The organism is Endozoicomonas sp. GU-1, from assembly GCF_027366395.1.
In the GTDB taxonomy this organism is placed as follows: domain Bacteria; phylum Pseudomonadota; class Gammaproteobacteria; order Pseudomonadales; family Endozoicomonadaceae; genus Endozoicomonas.
This window is the reverse complement of record NZ_CP114771.1, coordinates 4,300,918-4,322,864: the sequence shown is the minus strand read 5'-3', so window position 1 is coordinate 4,322,864 and position 21,947 is coordinate 4,300,918. Positions and strand designations below refer to the sequence as shown.

The 21,947-nt window shown below is 49.9% G+C and carries 21 protein-coding genes, 3 tRNA genes, 1 pseudogene and 1 riboswitch; of the genes and pseudogenes, 5 read left to right on the top strand and 20 right to left on the bottom strand.

What is annotated here, in order from left to right; all coding sequences use genetic code 11:
- Positions 1-32 precede the first annotated feature (32 nt).
- From O3276_RS17845 to O3276_RS17835, 4 genes are all read right to left on the bottom strand, one after another.
- The gene (locus O3276_RS17845; RefSeq protein ID WP_269672549.1) at positions 33-1,511 is read right to left on the bottom strand and encodes an HlyD family type I secretion periplasmic adaptor subunit; all 1,479 of its coding nucleotides are present in this window, start codon (positions 1,509-1,511) and stop codon (positions 33-35) included.
- Positions 1,512-3,635, bottom strand: a complete 2,124-nt coding sequence (locus O3276_RS17840) for a type I secretion system permease/ATPase (protein ID WP_269672548.1) — start codon at positions 3,633-3,635, stop codon at positions 1,512-1,514.
- 604 nt (positions 3,636-4,239) lie between these two features.
- Positions 4,240-4,332: an ATP-binding protein gene (locus tag O3276_RS25860; protein WP_219622270.1), complete on the bottom strand. Its 93-nt coding sequence runs from the start codon at positions 4,330-4,332 to the stop codon at positions 4,240-4,242.
- On the bottom strand, positions 4,320-4,604 hold the full coding sequence (locus tag O3276_RS17835; RefSeq protein ID WP_269672547.1) for an ATP-binding protein: 285 nt from the start codon (positions 4,602-4,604) through the stop codon (positions 4,320-4,322). Before O3276_RS17835 ends, O3276_RS25860 begins: the two co-directional genes overlap by 13 nt.
- A 59-nt stretch (positions 4,605-4,663) precedes the next feature.
- Here O3276_RS17835 and O3276_RS17830 point away from each other — a divergent pair, with 59 nt between their 5' ends.
- Together O3276_RS17830 and O3276_RS17825 are read left to right on the top strand one after the other, a co-directional pair.
- The gene (locus O3276_RS17830) at positions 4,664-5,065 is read left to right on the top strand and encodes a hypothetical protein (RefSeq protein ID WP_269672546.1); all 402 of its coding nucleotides are present in this window, start codon (positions 4,664-4,666) and stop codon (positions 5,063-5,065) included.
- A 39-nt stretch (positions 5,066-5,104) separates the two neighbouring features.
- On the top strand, positions 5,105-5,302 hold the full coding sequence (locus tag O3276_RS17825) for a hypothetical protein (RefSeq protein ID WP_269672545.1): 198 nt from the start codon (positions 5,105-5,107) through the stop codon (positions 5,300-5,302).
- A 236-nt stretch (positions 5,303-5,538) separates the two neighbouring features.
- Here O3276_RS17825 and O3276_RS17820 read toward each other — a convergent pair.
- From O3276_RS17820 to birA, 6 genes are all read right to left on the bottom strand, one after another.
- Positions 5,539-5,614, bottom strand: a tRNA-Thr gene (locus O3276_RS17820).
- Positions 5,615-5,648: 34 nt separating this feature from the next.
- A tRNA-Gly gene (locus tag O3276_RS17815) sits at positions 5,649-5,722 on the bottom strand.
- A gap of 121 nt (positions 5,723-5,843) precedes the next feature.
- Positions 5,844-5,927 (bottom strand) — tRNA-Tyr (locus tag O3276_RS17810).
- A gap of 161 nt (positions 5,928-6,088) precedes the next feature.
- Positions 6,089-6,811 (bottom strand): SPOR domain-containing protein, encoded by a 723-nt coding sequence (locus O3276_RS17805; protein ID WP_269672544.1) that lies wholly within the window; start codon positions 6,809-6,811, stop codon positions 6,089-6,091.
- A 1-nt stretch (position 6,812) separates the two neighbouring features.
- The gene (locus O3276_RS17800; protein ID WP_269672543.1) at positions 6,813-7,580 is read right to left on the bottom strand and encodes a type III pantothenate kinase; all 768 of its coding nucleotides are present in this window, start codon (positions 7,578-7,580) and stop codon (positions 6,813-6,815) included.
- The gene (birA, locus tag O3276_RS17795) at positions 7,577-8,575 is read right to left on the bottom strand and encodes a bifunctional biotin--[acetyl-CoA-carboxylase] ligase/biotin operon repressor BirA (RefSeq protein WP_269672542.1); all 999 of its coding nucleotides are present in this window, start codon (positions 8,573-8,575) and stop codon (positions 7,577-7,579) included. The genes O3276_RS17800 and birA overlap by 4 nt, the downstream gene beginning before the upstream one ends.
- Before the next feature lie 148 nt (positions 8,576-8,723).
- Here birA and O3276_RS17790 point away from each other — a divergent pair, with 148 nt between their 5' ends.
- Positions 8,724-9,794, top strand: a complete 1,071-nt coding sequence (locus tag O3276_RS17790) for a pyridoxal phosphate-dependent aminotransferase (protein WP_269672541.1) — start codon at positions 8,724-8,726, stop codon at positions 9,792-9,794.
- Here O3276_RS17790 and thiC read toward each other — a convergent pair.
- The 3 genes from thiC to O3276_RS17775 form a co-directional block, all read right to left on the bottom strand.
- Entirely contained in the window at positions 9,761-11,602 is a 1,842-nt protein-coding gene (thiC, locus tag O3276_RS17785; RefSeq protein WP_442876532.1) for a phosphomethylpyrimidine synthase ThiC, read from the bottom strand. The two genes, O3276_RS17790 and thiC, sit on opposite strands and share 34 nt — an antisense overlap.
- A 194-nt stretch (positions 11,603-11,796) precedes the next feature.
- Positions 11,797-11,910: riboswitch (TPP riboswitch) on the bottom strand.
- 40 nt (positions 11,911-11,950) lie between these two features.
- Positions 11,951-12,625, bottom strand: coding sequence for a phosphohydrolase (locus O3276_RS17780; RefSeq protein WP_269672540.1), 675 nt, complete (start codon positions 12,623-12,625; stop codon positions 11,951-11,953).
- A 97-nt stretch (positions 12,626-12,722) separates the two neighbouring features.
- Positions 12,723-13,223 (bottom strand): GNAT family N-acetyltransferase, encoded by a 501-nt coding sequence (locus O3276_RS17775; protein ID WP_269672539.1) that lies wholly within the window; start codon positions 13,221-13,223, stop codon positions 12,723-12,725.
- Between the two features lie 930 nt (positions 13,224-14,153).
- Between O3276_RS17775 and O3276_RS17770 the strand changes: the two genes are divergently transcribed.
- The gene (locus tag O3276_RS17770) at positions 14,154-15,182 is read left to right on the top strand and encodes a YbgA family protein (protein WP_269672538.1); all 1,029 of its coding nucleotides are present in this window, start codon (positions 14,154-14,156) and stop codon (positions 15,180-15,182) included.
- A 33-nt stretch (positions 15,183-15,215) separates the two neighbouring features.
- On the top strand, positions 15,216-15,629 hold the full coding sequence (locus O3276_RS17765) for a hotdog fold thioesterase (RefSeq protein ID WP_269672537.1): 414 nt from the start codon (positions 15,216-15,218) through the stop codon (positions 15,627-15,629).
- 75 nt (positions 15,630-15,704) lie between these two features.
- Here O3276_RS17765 and tal read toward each other — a convergent pair.
- From tal to O3276_RS17730, 7 genes and pseudogenes are all read right to left on the bottom strand, one after another.
- A pseudogene (tal, locus tag O3276_RS17760) lies at positions 15,705-16,657 on the bottom strand (transaldolase).
- 137 nt (positions 16,658-16,794) lie between these two features.
- Positions 16,795-17,766 (bottom strand): ribokinase, encoded by a 972-nt coding sequence (gene rbsK / locus O3276_RS17755; RefSeq protein ID WP_269672536.1) that lies wholly within the window; start codon positions 17,764-17,766, stop codon positions 16,795-16,797.
- 118 nt (positions 17,767-17,884) lie between these two features.
- On the bottom strand, positions 17,885-18,313 hold the full coding sequence (locus O3276_RS17750; protein ID WP_269672535.1) for a YbaN family protein: 429 nt from the start codon (positions 18,311-18,313) through the stop codon (positions 17,885-17,887).
- 31 nt (positions 18,314-18,344) lie between these two features.
- A complete protein-coding gene (locus tag O3276_RS17745) occupies positions 18,345-18,611 on the bottom strand; it encodes a hypothetical protein (protein WP_269672534.1) in 267 nt (88 codons plus the stop codon).
- 222 nt (positions 18,612-18,833) lie between these two features.
- Positions 18,834-19,844 (bottom strand): tryptophan--tRNA ligase, encoded by a 1,011-nt coding sequence (locus tag O3276_RS17740; protein WP_269672533.1) that lies wholly within the window; start codon positions 19,842-19,844, stop codon positions 18,834-18,836.
- 116 nt (positions 19,845-19,960) lie between these two features.
- A complete protein-coding gene (locus O3276_RS17735; protein ID WP_269672532.1) occupies positions 19,961-21,352 on the bottom strand; it encodes an MATE family efflux transporter in 1,392 nt (463 codons plus the stop codon).
- Between the two features lie 110 nt (positions 21,353-21,462).
- Entirely contained in the window at positions 21,463-21,894 is a 432-nt protein-coding gene (locus O3276_RS17730) for a hypothetical protein (protein ID WP_269672531.1), read from the bottom strand.
- Positions 21,895-21,947 lie beyond the last annotated feature (53 nt).

Below are 21,947 nucleotides of genomic sequence, written 5' to 3'. Positions count from 1 at the left end.
ACTTAAACCGACCTTAAACTTGTTATAAAGACTTAACGCTCACGTATACTTTCTTGCTTAAACCTTAAAAGTGGACTCAAAAAATACTCTATCAGTCGCCTTTGCCCCGTTTTAATTTCTACCGCCACACTCATTCCTGGGGCGAGATTCACCTTACGGCTTTCTACCTGCATCCAGTCTTTTTCGATTTGCACATTGGCAAGGTATCTCAGCCCTAACTGCTCATCGGGCACGGCATCGTTGGAAACGTTGGTTAACATGCCATCAATCAAACCGTATTTGGTGAAGTTAAAGGTGTCGATTTTTACTTCGGCGCTTTGGCCCTCGTGAACAAAACCGATGTCTTTGTTCAGTATCCAGGCTTCCACTTCCATCTTTGCTTCGGCGGGTACAATCTGCATCAGTGCCTGCGCTGGCTGTACCACACCGCCGATGGTGTGCACCTGCAATTGTTGCACCGTGCCATCAATGGGTGAGGTGATCTGTTGCTGGTCGTGCAACTCTTCTGCTTTGATGCGTTCCTGCTCCAGTGTGTCCAGCTGACGGTGCAGCTGTTCCTGCTGATCCAGGCTTTCCCGGCGAGTCTGTGCATGGAGGCTGGCCAGTTGATGTTGCAGCGCTTCCGCTTCTGCAGCCAGTTGCTTAACGGCGGCGCTTTGAGCCTTGATATCTTCTTCCAGTTCGATGCGTTGCTGTTCCAGCTCCAGGTATTCCACTCTGGAGCCGTAGCTTTTGTCATAAAGCGCTTTCAGTGATTGGGTGCGTTCTTCAATAATGGGAAGAACCCGCTTCAGCTTGTTCACCTGAGCGACAATGGTTTGTAGCTCAGCGCGTTTGCTTTTTTCCTGGCTGATCAGGGCATTTGCTGATGTTCTGTAATCTTCGATTTGTTGAAATAGCAACTGTTCTACGAAGGTTTGAGATTCGCTATTTCTCTGGATCTCATGTTCTTGCCCGGGAGCCTGTTCTTCTGTGACCGCGTACTTTCGGTAAGAGTGGGTATGCATTCCCACGGGAGAACCTAAAGGCCCTAAAACCGTGGGAACGAGGTTGGAGGAAGGGGCATCAAGATAAGCAACAAACGCCTGCTGTCTGGCCAGCTGCAAACCAAGAGCCTCGATTTCCTGTTGCAACCGAACGCTTTCCGCCTCCGTGACGGTGCCTACCAAAGTGATCAATGGATCACCGGCTTTGACTTCATCGCCTTCCCGAACATGAATCACCTGCACCTCACCAATCACCATCGGCTGAATGGTTTTAACCCGCTCACCGGGTATGATTTTTCCCTGGGCGGTGGCCACAATATCGATTTTGCCAAAACAGGCCCAGAGAATGGCGATGACAAACAAAGCGATAATCACTTTAACGATAACCCGGCTTGCCGGACTGGCTGGGGTATCTTCCACTTCCAGTGCCGCTGGCAGAAACTGACGACGGGTGTAATCCAGAGATTCCGGGCGCTCCGTTCGACTTAGCAGCGCTTTGGTGGCTTTTGAGAACAGTGACTTCATCTACACCGCCTCCCGTAAGCTATGCTGATGGGCATTCAACCTTGCGTAATGGCCACCCTGTTTTACCAACTGATCATGAGCACCTTCTTCCACAATTCTGCCTTTGTCCATCACGATAATGCGGTTGGCATCCCGCACCGTGGAAAGACGATGGGCAATAATAAAGACCGTGCGACCCTGGCTGATCTTTTTCATGTTCTGCTGGATGATGTGTTCCGATTCGTAATCCAGGGCACTGGTGGCTTCATCAAAAATCAGGATTTTCGGATTGGTGAGCAAAGCACGGGCAATGGCAATGCGCTGTTTCTGACCGCCGGAAAGGAAGCTGCCCTGTTCACCGACATTGGTGTCGTAACCTTCGGGTAATTCCAAGATAAAATCATGGGCACCGGAGAGTTTCGCCGCTGCCATCACCCGTTCGATGGAGGCACTCGGGTCGGCCAGGGCAATGTTGTCCCGCACTGAGCGGTTGAACAGGAAGTTTTCCTGCAGCACCACGCCCACTTGACGACGTAACCAGGCGGGTTCCACCAGTGCCAGGTCAACACCGTCCACCAATAGACGACCAGATTCAGGTACATACAATCGCTGCACCAGTTTTGTCAGCGTACTTTTGCCTGAGCCAGAACGCCCTACAATACCGATCACTTGCCCGGGGTTGACCGTGAGCGATACGCCATTGAGTACAGCAGGCCGATCGGGCTGATAACGGAAAGTCACGTGTTCAAAACGTACCTGACCTTTCAATGTAGGTAATGTGGTTCGGTTTGGATCGTGCCCCGGTTCCGTGGGGGTATTCAGTACATCGCCCAATCGTTGCACCGAAATACCGGCCTGCTGGAAATCCTGCCAGAGCTGCACCAGCTTCAGGATCGGCGCACTCACCCGACCGGCAATCATATTAAAGGCGATCAGCATACCCACGGACATCTCTCCGTTGATGACCAATGTGGCACCGACCCATAACGTCAGCACCGTGACGACTTTATTGATTAACCCGGCAAACTGGCTGGCAATATTACCAAGGTTCATAGCCCTGAAGGAGGCAGATACATAAGCCGCCAACTGGTCTTCCCAGTGCCGCTGCATCTGGGGTTCTACGGCAGAGCTTTTGATGGTTTCTATGCCAGTGACGGACTCCACCAGGAAGGATTGATTTTCTGCGCCACGCTTGAACTTCTCATTCAGTCGGGCACGGAGAATCGGGGTAACGATCAAAGAGAGCAGGATATAAAAAGGAATGGAACCCAACACAATCCAGGTCAGCGTTGAGCTGTAAAAATACATCACCACAAAAAAGACGACGGTGAATAACAGGTCGATACATAACGTCAGGGCAGAGCCGGTAATAAACTCCCGAATGGTGTCCAGCTCCCGAACCCGGGCCACCGTGTCGCCTACTCGACGAGCTTGAAAGAATGCAATGGGTAAGCGAAGTAAATGGTTGAACAGCCGTGAGCCAAGCACCACATCGACTCTGTTTGTGGTGTGACTGAATACATAATTCCTGAAGCCATTTAGGACAATATCAAAAAATGAGAGTACCAACAGGCCAAATGCCAATACGTCTAACGTCGTTAATGCCTGGTTAACCAGCACCTTGTCGATAATCACCTGAAAGAACAGTGGGGTGATCAGTGCAAACAATTGAATAAAGAAGGAAGCCAGCAATACTTCCGACAGCAGTTTTTTATGCTTCAGCAAAGCGGGAATAAACCAGCTGAAATCAAACTTGGCAAAACTGCCCGGCAATAAAGAGCGTTTCGTGAATAACAGAACATCGCCAGAGAGCATCGTTTCCAACACATCCAACGATACTGCCTCGGGGGATTGCTTCAGCGGACTTTGAATCAGCGCCTTCCCTTCATGTACCCGGGCAATGATGAAGTAGTGACCATCCACCTGTCGTGCAATCGCAGGCAACGGCAGATCAGTCAGCTGATCCACTGCCACTTTGATTTTTCTGGCCTTCAACTTCAGGGATTTAGCCGCCCTGAGCATGGCTATATCGTCAAGCGCTGCATCGCCACGACCAAACTGGTAATGCAACTGCTCAGCCTCTGCCGCTACGCCATGAAATTTGGCCAGCATCACCAGGCAATGTATGGAATTGAATTGACTCACTACTACGACTGTCCAGATACTTATTTTTATGAATGGACATCGTGCCTGGTGCAGAACACGAACTTTCAGTTAGAAGAGGCTTGGAGAAGGAAAGCTTTTCAGCTTGTGACATCTACTGATAACAGGCGACTCTTTCCAGGTACCAGCGAAAGACTGGATATAAGCACTACAGCCACGAACGTAGGCCATCATTCCCCGGGTCATTCCATGTATCCCTTTCACTATTGAGTTGTTCTTATTGAATGAAACACATTCAAACAGCAGTTTAAATCGGTGTCAACAGCTATAAATAAAGTCAATATATTTTTTGACTCTGTTCGCATAATTGCTATAACAACAAGACTTCCAAGGCATCCACAGAATTACAGTCGGGTACTCGTTACAATTCACGACAGAGATAATCGTAGAGTTCCAATCCATTAGACTTTGCACTTTCGATCAGGCTGTAAAAAATGGCACTGCCTGAGTACCAAAGGTCTTCTTTTTCAGCCACAGCACCGTATCCGGCGTATTCATCAGTTTGCAGATACGGGAACCATAGATTGTGCAATGAACTGGTCCGTGGTTCCCTTTTTGATCCGTCACGTTATAGGTTTACTGCATATTATTCCTGTTTTGCCAAATTGAGACTTTGTTTCTTACGCATTGACTCCCCTGACAGTTCCAAACGGTGTGAACGGTGAATCAGACGATCCATAATGGCATCAATAAAAACTGATTTCTGGTTATCCAGTCGCATCGACACAGTGTTTCTAATGCACCCGGATCAATCCCCCGACTGGCCGCATAATCAATATCCTCCACATAGGCGCTGGCCTGCTTGATTTTTGCCGCCTTCCTGAGTCGTTGCTGTTTGCGCTGCTTACGATCCAGAGTTTCAGCTGCAAGTAACAGGCTGAGACGATCTTCAAACGACAGTTTCATCTGGTCGAGTGTTTCAAACATACGGGACAAGGGGGCGAAAGGCATTCTCTGTCCTTGCTTTTGGGAACTCATTGATCAACAGCAGATTGATCAGGATTTTTTAAATGTTACAGCTGCCCTCAATGTACAGGGGCAAACTCTTCAGTGATGAAAATAGCACTGTCAGAAGACAGACATTAAGGGCCAAAACTGTTAATAAACTTGAAGTGCCTTACACGCTTGATTCGCTGACCTGTTTTCTGGCATTGGCTATTGAAGAGGGCTGGGCTGAGCAGAAAAATACTTGTCGACGGGCACATGGCTGCCAGATGACAGTAACCAAACTGTTTCTCAGACAGAGCTTACTAACGCCATTATCTGCTGTTGCAGAAGAACTTTACACGACAATATATGAACAACTGCAGCACCTGTTTACAACGTCGGTTTATGATCCATTCTATTTTGAGTTTAATGATCATAATGACCATCAACGCCAGCTGATTAATGGTTTTTTCGCTCACTGTTAGCTTGTTTTCTCTGGCAGTTTGAAACTGTACGGAGAATGGTTGGCCCAAGCCAGAAAAATCGGGCTGACAAAAAACGCTGCTGATGACAAAGCTTTTTTGTGGTCAGTATTCCTGACAGAAGCCGAAAAGCTTGAGTCCGTATTATTCGACGACCATCCAAAACGTACGAATAGCCATCCACTGATCCTGAAGCTGAAGAGCAGGATGGATGATTTCAAAAAATACACTGGACCATAAACAGCGGGGTGGTAACTCTAAAACAGCAGGGTTGGTCACATTTGAACAGCAGAGGTGGTCAGTTTGGACAGTGCCACTAGCCGGTGTGCTTCTGCAAGAGGCAAAGGCAGTAAAAGCTTTTTCTGCCAACTGCCAACTTGTAAAATTTGACTTGAGAGTGAATCACATAGGTGAGTAAGGAGGGAATTACAGCGCATAAAAAAAGGGCTTACATTACTGTAAACCCTTGTTTTATATGGAGCTCTTAACCGGAATTGAACCGGTGACCTCATCCTTACCAAGGATGCGCTCTACCGACTGAGCTATAAGAGCATGAATCTCAAAAAAGAACGAAAGAGATGCAATCTGGAGCGGGTAGCGGGAATCGAACCCGCATCATCAGCTTGGAAGGCTGAGGTTCTACCATTGAACTATACCCGCACAAACAAACTTCGTTTATGCAGAAGCTTCTGCGCACCCAACAAAGGATACAAGAGAAGCCAGCAGTCTCCAAGCATCAAGAATCAGTTTTTCGATTGACTTAACACAAGGAAGTGAAATCTGGTGGTGGGGGCTGGATTCGAACCAGCGAAGCTTTCGCGTCAGATTTACAGTCTGATCCCTTTGGCCACTCGGGAACCCCACCAGATGCTGCGCTATTTTATTCAGGAAGTTTTCTTTGTCAACCCGACTTTTCTTCACCTCAGCAACCTTGTTATTCGGTCACCTCTGCTTGTCGTCCTGGCTAACTGTCTCCCTGAGCAGCGAGGCGTATACTAGAGAAACTCTTGGTCCGTTGCAATGCTTTTACATCACTTTTTTCAGCGTATCATTCTTCTTGCAGGCCGTTCTTAAGGTTTTCAGTTCAGGAAACTGGTCAGTAGCCTCATCCCAGAATGACGTACTCAGCTTTTCTTCTACTGCGGCATCCATCTCAAGCCACCATTGCTCAGGAACTCTGGGCAGGGACTTGATCGCGACCTCATAGCCCGCATCCATTAAGCGACGGCTTACGGCTTTTGCAAATTCACTGCGGGAAAAGAGCCCCAACGAGATCCCATTGGTCAGTTCGCCCTGGGTAATCACAAAGCTGTCGATTCTCTGGGCCTGAAGTTCCCTTAACAGCCGTATTGCCGCATCCCTGCTGGCCAGTGGCGGTATATGAACCCAGTAATCCTGCTGCTGACTGCTTTCGTCTGCACGCTCTTTGCTGCTGACACCTACGGCAAACAGGCGCTGCTGCAACTCATCCACCTCGATCACATTGGCCAAAGGCCCGACGATCAGACATTCCTGGACGGTATCACCGGAATACAGCGAGGTTTCCAACGTTGGCTGAACTTCAGTCTCATTCCGCAGAGACTGAAGATAATCTTCCGTCTCAGTCAACAGAATCAGCCGCTCACCTGCGGCTTCAGTATAGGCACTATCACTCTCAGGCAGCCAGTAACCCACTCTGGACTCCTGCCATGAGCCCCAGGCAAAGTAACTGATATTGGCAAACACAAGAAAAATTACTGTCAAACGCATTTTATATAATGGAGTTACTCCCCTCCTGTTCGAAAGCAAGCGCCAGACCATCCATCACCAGCGCGGGATGATGGTAACACTCACCCAGATACGGCTGAATCAAGGTAGCATCGCCTCCGGTGAGATAAACCAGGCAGTCTTTGCCACAAGCCGTTTTATACTGCGCCTGTTGTGTATTAATCATGGCTACGGCCATCGCCAGAATACCGTTATTAATGCACCCGGCAGTGCTTGTTCCGGGCATTATCGTTGACGCTTCTGCTGCTACCATGGGAAGTTGTGCTGTCCTGGTATGCAGCATGCTCTTCATCAGGCCGACACCCGGTACAATATATCCACCCTGGTGGTTCCCACCGTCACTCAACAAATCAATGGTAATGGCAGTACCACAGCTCACCACCATTTTATTGCAGGGTTCTTTATTCTCTGCCCTGTCCAGATGATGGGCCGCCAGCATAGCCAGCCAGCGATCAACACCCAGACCGGGATAGGCAGCCTTCACGCCCCGGCACTGCTCTTTAACCTCGGCCTTTAACAGGGATACATTCAAGTGCTGATTAACCGCAGCGCTCAACTGCGCAAAATGCTCATCTCCGGAGACAATGGCAGCCCTGGCCGAATCGACCGGCCCAATTTGATCCAGCAGCTTGGGCAGTTCGTGTTGCCAGTCTTCGCTGTTGGCAAGAAAACCATGGGAGATGATATGGCCGCTATTCTGTAGCCGCCATTTTAATCGGCTATTGCCTGCATCCAGTTCCAGAATTCTCATGATGACTTGCTCTTTGTGAGTGTCGCGGCCTTTAATGAAACCTCACCGCCATTGAAAGTCATCATACCTTCACGGGTCTGCAATAACAGCCCACCATGACCATTCACCCCGGAAGCTACGCCGGACACCATTTTACCGGAAGCGTCCAGAACAACCTCCTGCCCGGCAAAAGCATCATAGCGCTCCCACTGGTCTTGGAAATGGCTGAAGCCCTGCTGACTGAAAAAATCCAGGGTACGGCACAACTCGTTGATCAACTCACTGGCTACCTGGTTTCGGCTCATTGTGGTACCACACACCCGCTGCATATCCACTGCGGGCTGGCTGATACTGTTGATCTGTTGCTGGCTCAGGGCAATATTGACGCCAATACCGATGATCACCTCGCAGTCTCCGGTGGGGTCTCCGTGCACTTCCAGCAGGATGCCACTCAGCTTGCGAAAACCGTCGGGGGAGTTCCACAGCAGATCATTAGGCCACTTCAGTTTGAGATCACCGCCACCGCTGCGTTCAAGTGCTTTCAGTACAGCCAGACCGACCGCCAGGCTCAGCCCTTCGAGGGATGCCATACCAGCACTGTAAAACCAACGTACAGACATGCTGATAGTCGAACCAAAGGGGTTATCCCAGGCTCTGCCCCGCCGACCACGACCGCTGGTCTGATATTCTGCCAGACACACCCCTTTTATTAACGGGCTGGCAACAGGAATCTCTCTGACCAGATCATTGGTAGACGCTGTTTTCAAACAGGTGTGGACAACCACCGACTTTCTGACGGATGGGGCCAGAGCATTGAGAATACGTTCACTATCCAGCAACTCAACTCCCGGGTGCAGCCTGTATCCCCGGCCTTTGACTGAATCAATTTGCAGGCCGAGCGTTTCCAGCATTTTCAGCTTTTTCCAGATCGCAGCGCGACTGATCCCCAACGCCTTGCCCAGCGCCTCACCGGAGTGGAAACCGCCATCAGCCAGAAGTTCTAATACCTTTTCCATTTATAGGAAATCCACATACCTGTCAGGAAACTGAACATTATATCAGGCCAGAGCATTAAGCGGACCCAATGCCTGATAGCTTCTCCCGGGAACTCTGCTCTATACTGCACCTTCTCCAACAAAAACAGATGGATCAGGGAAACCGCCGATGAGCATTTTCAAGTCCCACATCACCCGGATGAGTGCCTATTCTCCGCCACTTGAAGGCAGAGACCCTCATCACAATCTGCTGTTGGACTTTAATGAGAGAACGCTGCCCGTCAGTGAGCATGTTAAAAAGGCACTGATTGACTTTATCAATGATGATCGTCTGCAGGTGTACCCATCCTATGGCGACCTGACCCGGAAAATCGCTGACTATGCAGGCGTCGATGAACCCCAGGTCATGATCACTAATGGCTCTGACCAGGGCATTGATATTATTATCCGTGCGGCTTGCACAGAAGGTGATGACATCATCATCCCCGGCCCGACCTTTGCGATGTACCACCAGTGCGCCAATATTGAAAAGCTGAACATTGTTGAGCCAGACTATACGCGGCAATCCGGCTTTCCGGTTAACGCAGTATTGGACGCCATCACCGCAAAAACCCGGCTGATTGTCATTGCCAACCCGAACAACCCCAGCGGCACGCAAATCCAGCGTGAAGACATTCTGACCATTGCCAGGTCCGCACCCAATACCGCCCTGCTGGTTGATGAATGCTACTTTGAATACTCTCAGGCCACCGTGGCGGATGCGGTTATGGCATACCCGAATATTCTGGTCACACGCACCTTCTCTAAAACCTGGGGCCTGCCTTCCATTCGCCTGGGCTACGTGATCAGCCACCCTGACAACATCCGGGCGCTGCTGAATATCCGTGGCCCTTATGATGTTAACCAGTTTGCTGCCGTGGCCATCAATGCCGCCCTGGACCATCCGGAGTATACCCGTCAGTACGTCAGGGAAGTTATGGAGGCATCCAAGCCCTTGTTTGAGCAGTTCCTTGATCAACAGGCCATTCCCTATTGGCCCAGTGCGGCCAATTTCATCTGGGCATTTCCGGATAATCCTGAGGTCATTGAGTTGCACCTGCGCCAACATGGTATCCTTGTTCGCCCCAAGTCTGACCAGACCGGGCGAAAGGGTCTGAGAATAACACTGGGTGATATTGCCCAGACCCGGCAGCTGATCGAGAGGATTCAGGAGGGGCTTTCCATTGCGGGAGCCGCTTGACTGGCTATGGGCGCTTTACTGGCTAAGGGCTCTTTATTGGCTAAGGGCTCTTTATTGGCTGAAGGCTCTTCCAACTCCCGCACATCGTGCGTCATGCGCATTGGGCAGAAGTTTGGTCCGCACATGGAACAGAAACCCGCATCCTTGGCGCTGTCCTGGGGGAGGGTTTCGTCGTGGTAGGCTTTTGCGGTATCCGGATCCAGGGCCAGGTTAAACTGGTCCTCCCAGCGGAACTCAAAACGGGCACGGGACAGCGCATCATCCCTTAGTTGTGCCCCCGGATGACCTTTGGCGACATCTGCCGCATGGGCAGCAATTTTGTAGGCGATCAACCCCTGTTTCACATCCTCACGGTTGGGCAGGCCAAGGTGCTCTTTTGGTGTCACATAGCAGAGCATTGCACAACCAAACCAGCCAATCATTGCGGCACCGATCCCGGAAGTAATATGGTCATAGCCAGGGGCGATATCCGTCGTCAGAGGACCCAGTGTGTAAAAGGGTGCCTCGTGGCAATACTCCAGCTGTTTATCCATATTTTCCTGAATCAGGTGCATCGGTATATGCCCGGGCCCTTCAATCATCACCTGCACATCATGTGCCCAGGCTTTCTTTGTCAGTTCACCCAACGTTTTCAGTTCAGCAAACTGTGCTGCATCGTTGGCATCAGCCACCGATCCCGGGCGCAGCCCATCCCCTAATGAAAGGGTAATGTCGTATGCCTTGCATATCTCGCAGATCTCATCAAAGTGGTCATAGAGGAAGTTTTCGCTGTCATGCATTTCACACCACTGCCCGAGAATCCCACCACCCCTGGAAACAATACCGGTCACCCGATCAGTGGTCAGTTTCACATGGTCTCTCAACGTTCCGGCATGAATGGTGAAATAATCTACCCCCTGCTCTGCCTGCTCAATCAAGGTGTCTTTCATCACCTCCCAGTTAAGATCCGCTACCTTGCCGTTTACTTTCTCCAGCGTTTGATAAATAGGCACGGTGCCAATGGGTACCGGTGAGTTTCTGATAATCCACTCCCGGGTTTCATGGATATGTTTACCGGTGGAAAGATCCATCACTGTATCGGCCCCCCAGCGGGTTGCCCAGAGCAGTTTTTCAACTTCTTCCTCTATGGTAGACGTCACCGGTGAATTACCAATATTGGCATTAACCTTCACCAGAAAGTTACGGCCGATAATCATGGGCTCTGCTTCGGGATGGTTAATATTCGCGGGTATCACCGCACGACCGGATGCCACCTCTTGACGAACAAATTCGGGGGTTATCTTTGCTTCAGGCCTTCCCATGTTTTCCCTGATGGCGATATATTCCATCTCCGGTGTGATTATTCCCTGTCTGGCATAGTGGAGCTGAGTCACATTTCTTCCAGACAGGGCACATCGGACAGGGGCAGATGACTGAAAGCGCACCGGCTCAACCTGAATATCCTGTTTTCGTCGCAATGCATAGGTCGAAGACTGGGCACTCAACTCTTCGGAGTCTTCTCGTGCCCGTATCCATTCTGAACGGATAGGCGGCAGACCCTTAAGCAGATCCAGGCAGTATTCCGGATCAGTATAAGGACCGGATGTGTCGTACACCCGAACGGCAGATTCAGTGGATAACTGACTGTACTCCCCGCGTCTCTGCCCAATAGTTATTTCCCGCAGGCCCACACGAATATCATGGCGGCTGCCGGGAAGGTAAATTTTCCGTGAGGCAGGAAATGGACGACAGGCTTCTGCCAGAAGTGACTGACTGTCAGCAATTGGAGCACGCATCTGAATACCCTGAAGTTGAGAGTTACCGGCCATGAATATTCCTTATCTATTGTTATTGGTATGGCTTGCCGGTGTCTCAGGCCAGAGAAAAGGAATAGACGGTTTTGGCTAACTTGACTCATCAAGGTTAGCAAGAAGCTGCATGATTTAAAGCAAAACAATGCTTTCAGACATTCAAGGCATGGTTGGCCAAAAGCGTGATCAGCCAGCCACCAGATAGCAACCCGATACTCTCTTCTCTTGTTCCCTTCGCAGGTATTACCCTGAGCAGGTTCAACGAATTTGCTGCACATATCCGATAAAATGCAGCGATCTCAGCTTTCGCACTCCGACAAGATAGGAAGATTATAAAGGTGCCCCAACTGAAAAAGTAGTACCGGGTCAGGAATAATCCCCCTCCAGCTCTTTAAGCAACTTGCCCATATATTCCCTGAGGTATTCAGAATTCCGCTCTGCCATTCTGCGTCCGGCGGACGTCTGCATGGTGTCAGACAGCTTCAGCAACTTCACCTGGAAATGATCCAGCGCGTATTCGCGATCATCAAGGGCCCGGTGCTCTGCCAATGGGTCTTCGGGGTCGAACATTTTTCGCCGCAGCAGGCCCGATGTATAAAAAACCCGGGCCAGCCCGATAGCTCCCAGAGCCTCCATCCGATCCGCATCCTGAACCACTTTGGCTTCCATGGTCTCGGGCGCAATGCCCGCAGAATAGCTGTGACTGGCCACCGAGTGACAAACGTTATCAATCAACTCAGCAGGAAACCCCATATCCTCAAGGCAGGTTCTGGTCTTTAGGGCAGCCAGCGAAGAGGCCCTGGACCTCTCAGGATGATCTTTTGGCAACACCACAATATCGTGAAAGTAGCAGGCAGCGAGAACCACCAGTGGATTCACAGACACCTGCTCCAGATCTATGATCTGCTGCGCCGTTTTCCAGACCCGCTGAAAATGGGAAAAGTCATGGGAGTGGTCATCATGGTCGTGGTGCATGGATTGTAGCCAGGCGATAATTTTCTGCTCCCAGCTACTCAGGATGTCACTGCTGCTATTGCTCATGAGTTCAAAAAAGACTGTAAGTGGAGGGATAAATTTAAAAGAATGAAATTATTTATGGTGATTGTACTGTGGCTGCGGAATATTTTCAGCACATGATTTATATCGGTGACTGTATGCGGTAACGGGCAACCGTACAAGTACTCCACCCCTCAAAGCGATCAAGTGTCATCCCCAGTTGTTGCATAACGCCCTGGGCAAACTCATTAGTGGGGGTTGTATAAGAAATAATCTCTTCCATACCCAGTTGGTTAAACCCGAACTGAGTCACTGCCTCAACAGCTTCCAGCACCAGCCCCTGTCCGCGGTAAGCGGGTAAAAAGCGCCAGCTCATCTCAATATGCTTGCCATAGGGAGAAAAGCCACAATAGCCAATCAGCTGGTTATTCTCTTTGAATACCACCGCCCAGCGCGACCACCCCCATTTATCCAGTTCCGCCTGGTAGCGCCACAACTCGGTTTCTGCAAGGCTTCCGGGCTCTGTGGCCATGGCATCTGAGGCACCGGCAGGTGTTTCGCCCAGTAAGGCAGAGTACGCATCGACATCCTGTAACTGCCAGGTACGAAGTATCAGACGGGGCGTATCAGTAACAATCAGCACGGTAAAATAGTCTCCAGAAACTTTGCTCCAACAAAATAATTACTCCGCCATTTGGACAGTCAGATGATCTGAAAGTTCTCACTAATCAGATGACCCGATGAATGCAACTGACTGATTTATTGATACTAAATATCAAGAAAAGCAACTGCCTTCATCAGACCAGAGAACGCCAGTAGATCATCAGGCAAAACCTGAACCCAGATCACCTGATGATCAGGCAATAGCGAAGAGAGCCTGAAACTGCAACCTTTTACCAGCAGATGTTGATTTCACAGGCTGTGCAACTTCTTTCCCTATATTAGTGTGCGCAGATTGTCAAAAGTTCCCTGATTCTATAAACCGGAAACGGATGGCTAAATCCGGGCTCCATGCCTCCGCTATCGAAAGCAGCCTAAGTAGTTGGCCAAATGGAATCGTATATTTCTGGCTAAGTGGGCAGTTGCTATGCAAGGCGCAACGTAGGGAGCATAGCCGTAGCTATGTGACCGGAGTTGCAACGCCGCAGAGTGACTGACAACTTAGTCAGAAATATATGATTTCATTTGGTTAACTACTTATGCCCACCTCAAATCAGGCATTCCAATACCGTTAATATCCTGCTGGTAATGTTTTGCAAGTCCGGGACAGGGCTTTCGGAATGATCCGGGTCGGGTTAATTCCTGTACGACTGTGATAATAGTGTCGTCTTATGCAGGAAAAATCTGTGCTGTATACCGGCAAAACCGACTCGCCAATGAGACACTGCAATCCATTAAAAAAGCCTTACTGCACAGGCAGTTAGATGATGGAGAGACTTATAGGCACATCACTCTTGCCTTAACAGCAATGTAGAGTTATACCTGTTTTCAACCGCTGACAGGCAAAGGAACTGCCAGTAACTGGCGATATTAACCAGGGCGTGTATTTCGATTGTAAAGTGGAGAATAACAAGTGGCTATCGTTTCCATACCTGAGCCTGAAAAACAGATCACACTGGGCATCAGCTCCTGCCTTTTGGGCCATAAAGTGCGCTATAACGGTGGGCACAAACGCTCGTCTTTTTGTGTCAACACGCTGGATAAATTCTTCCACTTTGAGCCGGTCTGTCCTGAGATGGCTATCGGGCTGGGAACCCCCAGAGAGCCCATCCGACTGGTCGGCCAACTGGCTGAAGCATCACAAACTACCGGCCAAAGTTCATCGTCTGCGCCCGATAAGCAGTTGCAAATCCGGGTAGTCGGCACGGAAAATGCCAGCCTGGATGTAACGAATGCCCTGACGCAGTATGGTCATGATATGTCTGATCAGCTATCACACATTTGCGGCTATATTCTGATGCAGAAGTCCCCCAGCTGCGGCATGGCAAGGGTCAAGGTGTACCATGACAATGGCCACCCGCTGGGCGAAAGTGCACCGGGGGCCTATGCCAGGGCATTTATGGAGAGCAACCCGCTGCTGCCAATAGAAGAAGAAGGCAGGCTGCACGACCCGATACTCTGTGAAAATTTTTTCACCCGGGTTTACGCCTATGACCGTTGGCAGAAAACCGTGATGGCAGGGCCATCTTATGCCGCCCTGGTCGACTTTCACTCTACTCACAAGTACATGATCATGGCCCATTATCCTCAGGGGTATGAGTTACTGGGCCAAATCGTGGCCAAAGGCAGCAAAGCGAATCTGCATGAACTGCTGGAGGAGTACCTGCGCAACTTTATGAGCGCCCTGAAACGACGGGCCAATCGAAAATCTCACACCAATGCCATGATGCATATCCTCGGATATGTGAAAAAGAGCGTCGATGGCAAAGAGAGAAAGCAACTGCTGACGTTGATTGAAGAGTACCGTCAGGAAATGATCCCCCTTATTGCCCCCATGACCATGCTACGGCATTTCATAGACAATCATGGTAGTGTATATGTTCAACGACAAACCTACCTGACGCCTCACCCGGATCAGCTGGGCTTGCGCAACCGGATCTGATAATCAGTGCCAAAAAAGAGAAAAGGAAAAAAGATGTCCATCTGGAAAAGGCCTTACAGTACTGAAACCGCGGCATTCAAGGAAAACATGTGTGACCATTTGGGTATTGAGATCACCGAAGTAGGAGACGACTTTCTCCAGGGCACCATGCCAGTTGACCGCAGAACCATTCAGCCCATGGGACTGCTGCATGGTGGTGCTTCGGTGGTTCTCGCTGAAACACTGGGCAGCATTGCCGCCAACCTGTGCTGTGAAGACGGAGCCTACTGTGTTGGCCTGGAAATCAACGCCAATCATCTTCGCTCAGCCACGTCCGGAAAAGTGACCGGCACAACCCGCCCCATTCATATCGGCCGCAGTACCCAGGTGTGGGAGATCAAGATTGAGGATGACCAGGGCAGGCCCACCTGCATATCCCGTATTACCATGGCAACCAAGAAAATGTAACCTTCTGTCGTATTTTGATCACCAATAGCCATTCCCAGGGGCCCTTGGGAAGGCTCTTGTTTATGTGTATCAGGGCTAAATTGCATCAAGCATTTGCTTTTCCAGCTTAATCTGATCTTCAGCAAACTTTCTGATACCCTCAGCCAGCTTTTCCGTTGCCATGGCATCGTCGTTCATCGCCCAGCGAAATGCAGCCTCATCCAGAACCACTTTTTCATCACGACACACTGGTGAGTCGGCAAACAACTTTTGTTCAAGCAGTTGCCCGGATGATTCCAGCTGAACGAGAAGGTCAGGACCAATCGTCAGGCAATCACAACCGGCTAACTGAGTAATCTCACCGGTATTTCGGAAACTGGCTCCCATCACCACGGTGTTGTAGCCATGTTGTTTGAAGTAGTTGTAGATACGGGTGACCGACTGCACGCCGGGGTCTTGTGAAGCAGTAAAATCCCGGCCTTCTGCTTTTTGTACCAGTCGAGAATCCGGCCAACAAACGGGGAAATCAAATAAGCACCGGCTTCGGCACAGGCCTGGGCCTGGGCAAAACTGAACAGCAAGGTCAGATTACAACGAACACCTTCTTTTTCCAGAACCTCCGCCGCTTTGATACCTTCCCAGGTAGACGCTATTTTGATCAGCACCCGCTCACTATCAGCGCCCTGCTCTTTATAGAGATCAATCAGCTGCCTGGCCTTTTGAATCGTCGCGCCCGTATTAAACGACAGTCGTGCATCCACTTCCGTTGACACAAAGCCCGGCACTACCTGCTGAATCTCTTTGCCAATACCGACCGTCAACCAGTCACAGGCATAACGGGCACTGACCGCTTTTTCTGTAGAATGATTGCGCCCAAAGGCAATGGCTTCATCAACCAGCTTTTTATACGCCGGTAGCTGCGCGGCTTTTAAAATCAGTGAAGGATTGGTCGTCGCATCAACCGGCTGGTAGCGACGGATGGCTTCGATATCACCGGTATCGGCCACAACCTTGGTCATTTTTTTTAATTGGTCGAGCTGATTTTGCATACTGTACCTTCTTCCAGCCAAGCAAACAGCTGGGTGCATGGAGCCTGATAAGCACTTTAAAAATTTACCATCAATGTTTTCGTCTTTAATCAACGAGGGTATCCGTATTCACCTTTCATATCAAAGAAATACCAGCATCATGAGGTATCCGGGGTTGCCGCAGCATCGGCAATTTCCTGATCGCACTGAATAAATTCCTCAACCTGAAAACGATAGGGAATAGACGACTGAGAACCAGCACTCATGACCGAAAGGCCGGCACTGGCATTGGCAAAAAAAGTCGCTTCCTCAAGCGATTTTCCTTCCGCCAGGGCCACCAGCAATGCACCGTTGAATGTATCGCCAGCCGCCGTTGTATCAACGGCCTTAACCGGGAACCCGGGAACCATCAGCCCTTCAGGATGACCTGAAGTCATGGATGATGCATAGGCCCCATACTGACCCATGGTGATCACCACGTCAGTAATACCTTTCTCATGCAATAGAGTAGCAGCCTGGGTTGCCGATGCTTCATCGAGTACTTTAATACCGGTAAGAATGTCTGCCTCCGTCTGATCAGGCGTAATCAAATCCACAGTCAGTAAGTCATCCCCGGAACACGGTTTGACAGATGCGGGGCTCAAGGCAACTTTAGTATGGCTTCCCCTGGCAATATGAGCAGCCTGTCGCATGACAGATTCAGGAATCCCCTGCTGCAAGAGCAGATAATCTGCACCAGCGATCAAACTATGTTTCTGCTCAATATACTCTTCACTCAGGCAGCCATTAGCGCCAGCAGAAATGCCAACCATATTTTCACCTTTGGCATTCACGAACATCAGGGCCACCCCTGTTTGGGCATCCACTATTTCAGTAATTGCCGATGTATCAATACCTTCATCACTCAGCTGCTGTACTATTTCCCGCCCCGGATCATCCTGCCCGATCGCTGCCATCATAAATGTATTGCCACCAAGGCGGGCACAGGCTACTGCCTGATTAGCGCCTTTGCCTCCTGCCATAATGTCGTAAGATGAAGCGGTGATGGTCTGGCCTGGTTTGGGAAAACAATCAACCCTCAGAACATGGTCAACATTAATACTGCCTAGCACGAGAATCTGCTTACTCATATCACCACCGGTGAAAATCAGGCTGACAACTTAATCAAGTGTAATGCAAATGTTGTTTTGGGTTGGGGGTTTTGTTGGAATTGAGTGGGCAGTGGGCAGTTGATTTTAAGACGGGTTTTCAGGGGTGTGTTTTCCTTCTTTTTAATTTTGTCAGGTATAGCGTTACGGTGATGGCTATGGTTAGTAGCAGGTATTTGAGCCATGGCAGGGTGAGTAGCCAAATGGAGAGGCTTATGGTTAGCCAGAGGAAAATGACTGCGCGGATATATACTCTGGTGGAAATGCTGCGTTGATTAAGATATTGGCGTAGTGGGGGGCCAAGTGTTGGGTGGTTCAAGAGTCGGGTGTGAATGGTTGGAGATGAACGCAGGCTGAAAAAAGCGGCTAATAATAGAAAGGGGGTGGTGGGTAGTAGTGGCAGGAAAATGCCGATACAACCCAGTGCAATACAGAGCAGGGCGCAGGCTTTAAAGGCGTACCGGAGTACCGGGTTACGGATTAGAATACCGGGGGAATGGGGGGGCGAGGTTTTATCTCTTGAGTTCATGGTTATCGAAAGTGGATTCTGCGGTTATGCTTTATTCAAAAAATGTCTCTTGAATCTGGGTAACGTAGATCAATTCAGCCAGTTTTTTCAGGGTCACCAGATAATTGGGCTGATGAGTATTACCCACTACCAGATACTGCTCCTCATTACACTGTAAACGTCCGGGGGATTCTTTGTAGACAATTGCGGTTGGGTCAATGTACATCACCTGCCGTGCGGTATTCACATGGGCAGGAATACAGAACTCATAGCTCAGGGATCGCTTGCCGTTCCGCTGGGCCCTCGAGGCCATCAGCATCCAGGCGGCTCAAATCAAATGCTACCTTTTCCTGTACTTTGTCTTTCAGCAGGCCATCCAGATGGCTGCAGGCCGATAGTAAAAGCGCACTCAGCACAATGGCAAATAACTTTGATATGTTCATGGGATTTCCAGTCGAGCAATGGTGCCTGTCATTATTGCTTTTATTATTATGAATGGCTTTCCCAAAGGAAAGCCAAACGTTAAGACGACTGCGGAATATTATGCCAGCGGCTTGAGGCCTACGGCTTGACGAATAGACGTCAGCACAGAAGCGGCTTCGGCCCTGGCCTTCTCAGCCCCTTTCAGCAACTCTTTTTCGATAAATGCAGGATCTTCAATCAACGCATTATAACGTTCCCGGGGAGCTTGCAAGTGAGCATTCAGAAATTCAAACAGCTCATTTTTCAGATCGCCCCAGCCAGCACCATCGGCGTATTGCTGACGTTTTACCTCAATCTGAGTAGCATCGGCAAATGCCGAGTAGATCTGGAAAAGCGTGCAGGTATCCGGGTCTTTCGGCTCACCCGGCTCCAGTGAGTTGGTTTTGATCTTGCGAACCAGCTTCAGCAGCTTCTTTTCGGGGACAAAAAGCGGGATGGTATTATCGTAGCTTTTGCTCATTTTACGACCATCAAGACCATTCAGCACTGCCGTGGTTTCACCCACGACCGCTTCCGGCAAAACGAACCGGGTCTGGTAATGATGATTCATACGACCGGCAATATCCCGGGCCATCTCAATATGCTGGACCTGATCACGCCCCACCGGCACCTTATGGGCATTGAACATAAGAATATCCGCCGCCATCAGCACCGGATAGCAGAACAGCCCCATGGTCACGCCCTTGTCCGGGTCCTGCTCTCCGGCTTCTTCATTAGCCTGTACCGCTGCCTTGTAAGCATGGGCTCGGTTCATCAGGCCTTTGGCGGTCATACAACCCAGAATCCAGTTCAGCTCGGCAATTTCCGGAATGTCTGACTGACGGTAGAAGGTGACACGGTCCGTATCCAGCCCCAGTGCCAGCCAGGTAGCGGCAATCTCGAGGGTAGACTGATGGATTCGCTTGGGGTCACGGCCTTTGATCAGGGCGTGATAGTCCGCCAGAAAGTAGTATGAAGCAATATCGTCACGCCAGCTTTCCTCAATGGCAGGCTTGATAGCCCCTACGTAGTTACCCAGGTGTGGTGTTCCAGTAGTTGTAATACCTGTAAGTACTTTCGTTTTACTCATGAGTTCACTCGCACAGCGACGATTTAACCTGGCCTGACGCGCAGACCAGAAAGAAGGTTATAAAAGGGCAGCATTATAAAAGAGCGTCGCCCTCTCTCACAATAGACACCTGATGCTCATGATATAGCCATGTTATCAGCGGCAGACACCCGATGCCGAATAATGGCACGCAGACGCAAGGTCAAAAGGATAGCATTCATGGTCAATGCACTCACCAGACCAATCCATAAGCCATGAGGCCCCATTGGTGCCACAATCCAGTCGGTCAGCCCGAGAATATAGCCCAGGGGTAACGCCACCCCCCAGCAGGCAAACAGAATCATCGCCATGGGCACCCGGGTATCTTTATAGCCACGAAGCGCACCAATAGCAGCAATCTGAATACCATCAGCGTATTGGAACAGTGCCGCATAAACCAGCAGCTGAGCAGCCAGAATGGCCACTTCTGTGTTCTGTGTATAGATTGAGGTCACCACCCCTGGCAGAAACAACATCACGGCAGCACTGAGGGTGGCACTGACCAGAGTCGTGACAATACCCGCGTAGCTGGAGTAGGCGGCCTGCGCAGTTTTACCGGCACCCAGTGCCTGCCCGACACGAATGGTCAGCCCCATGGAAAGACTCAACGGCACCATAAAGGTCAGTGAGGTAAAATTAAGGGCAATCTGATGCCCTGCTACCACGATGGCACCTAATTTACCAATCAGCAGAGCCACCACCGAAAAGATACTGGCTTCAAAGAAAATGGCCAGACCGATAGGCACGCCCAGCGTTAGCAGGCCGGAAATAATGCTCAGACCAGGCCAGTCCCACTGGTCAAACAGGCCAATTTTGCGATGTTGCTGAGCCAGCATCGTGTATGCCGCCATCATCAGGAACATGGCCCAGAAGCAAACGGCTGTCGCATAACCACAGCCAACGCCGCCCAGCTCCGGCAACCCGAACTTGCCATAAATCAGTACATAGTTCAGCGGAATATTCAGAGCCAGGGCAATAAAACTGAACACCATGCCGGGCTTGGTTTTACCCATTCCTTCGCAGTAGCAGTTAAGCGCCTGGAATAAACAAATCGCCGGAATGCCCCAGGCCAGCGCTTTCAGATACTCCAGCGTTTTACCCGCCATCGCAGGCCCAACCTGCAACCATTGCAATACGACATCGGATTGGTAAATAAAACCCAGGGCCAACAGGCTCATCAGCAGGGCAATCCATAACCCCTGACGCACCTGAGCTGCAATCTCTCCGGTTTGACCTGCACCGTACAGATGGGCAACCGTGGGCGTAATGGCCATTAATATGCCACGGATTAACAGGTAGACCGGCACCCAGGTACTGGAGCCAATGGCAATAGAAGCCAGATCCAGGGCTGAATATTGCCCGGCCATACTGGTGTCGACAAATGACATACCGGTGGTTGCCAGTTGGGCCCCCATGATAGGCCCGGCCAAATACATTAATTCACCAAGTTCGCCACGATAGCGGGCAAAAGCTGAAAGATTGTTGCTCATTGTTGCTCACAGAATAGAAACCCACGGCAGACAAGCCGGGGCTGAGGATTATATATTCTATTAATGATTCAAAAAATAACTGGATTGGAGATTTCAAAATAATACTAAACTTATCTCTTTTTAAGAGCTTTAAGTTTGTTGATATCAGCAGCAACCTCCTCCATCGCACCTGCTACAAATTCTTTCACTTCTTCATTAGTTGTTTCATTAAGATCATAGTTGGGTTCAATGTAATCCTTGGAAAGGTAATGCTCGAAATGCCTGATAGCATTCTTCATTGTCTTCGTGATAGCGCGAATTTGTCCGGAGGTTAACTGTGTGCCGGAATCTAATGCTTCTCGACGTGAATTGAAATTTTCAACACCACGTCCGACATAAGTGGTAAATTTTGGGGCATGCATACCATCAATATAGGCTTTCAACGCTTTAACCTGGTGATCTCCGAAATGCAGCGGGTCTCGTTTTTGAACTTGCGCAGGCATTTGCTCCTTTGAGGGGGCAGCATTTATCCCACTGAGCACAATGCTTATTGCCTTATCCATTTTACATCCCCCTTTAATACGAACGTACCAATTAGCTGCCATGTATTAATGCG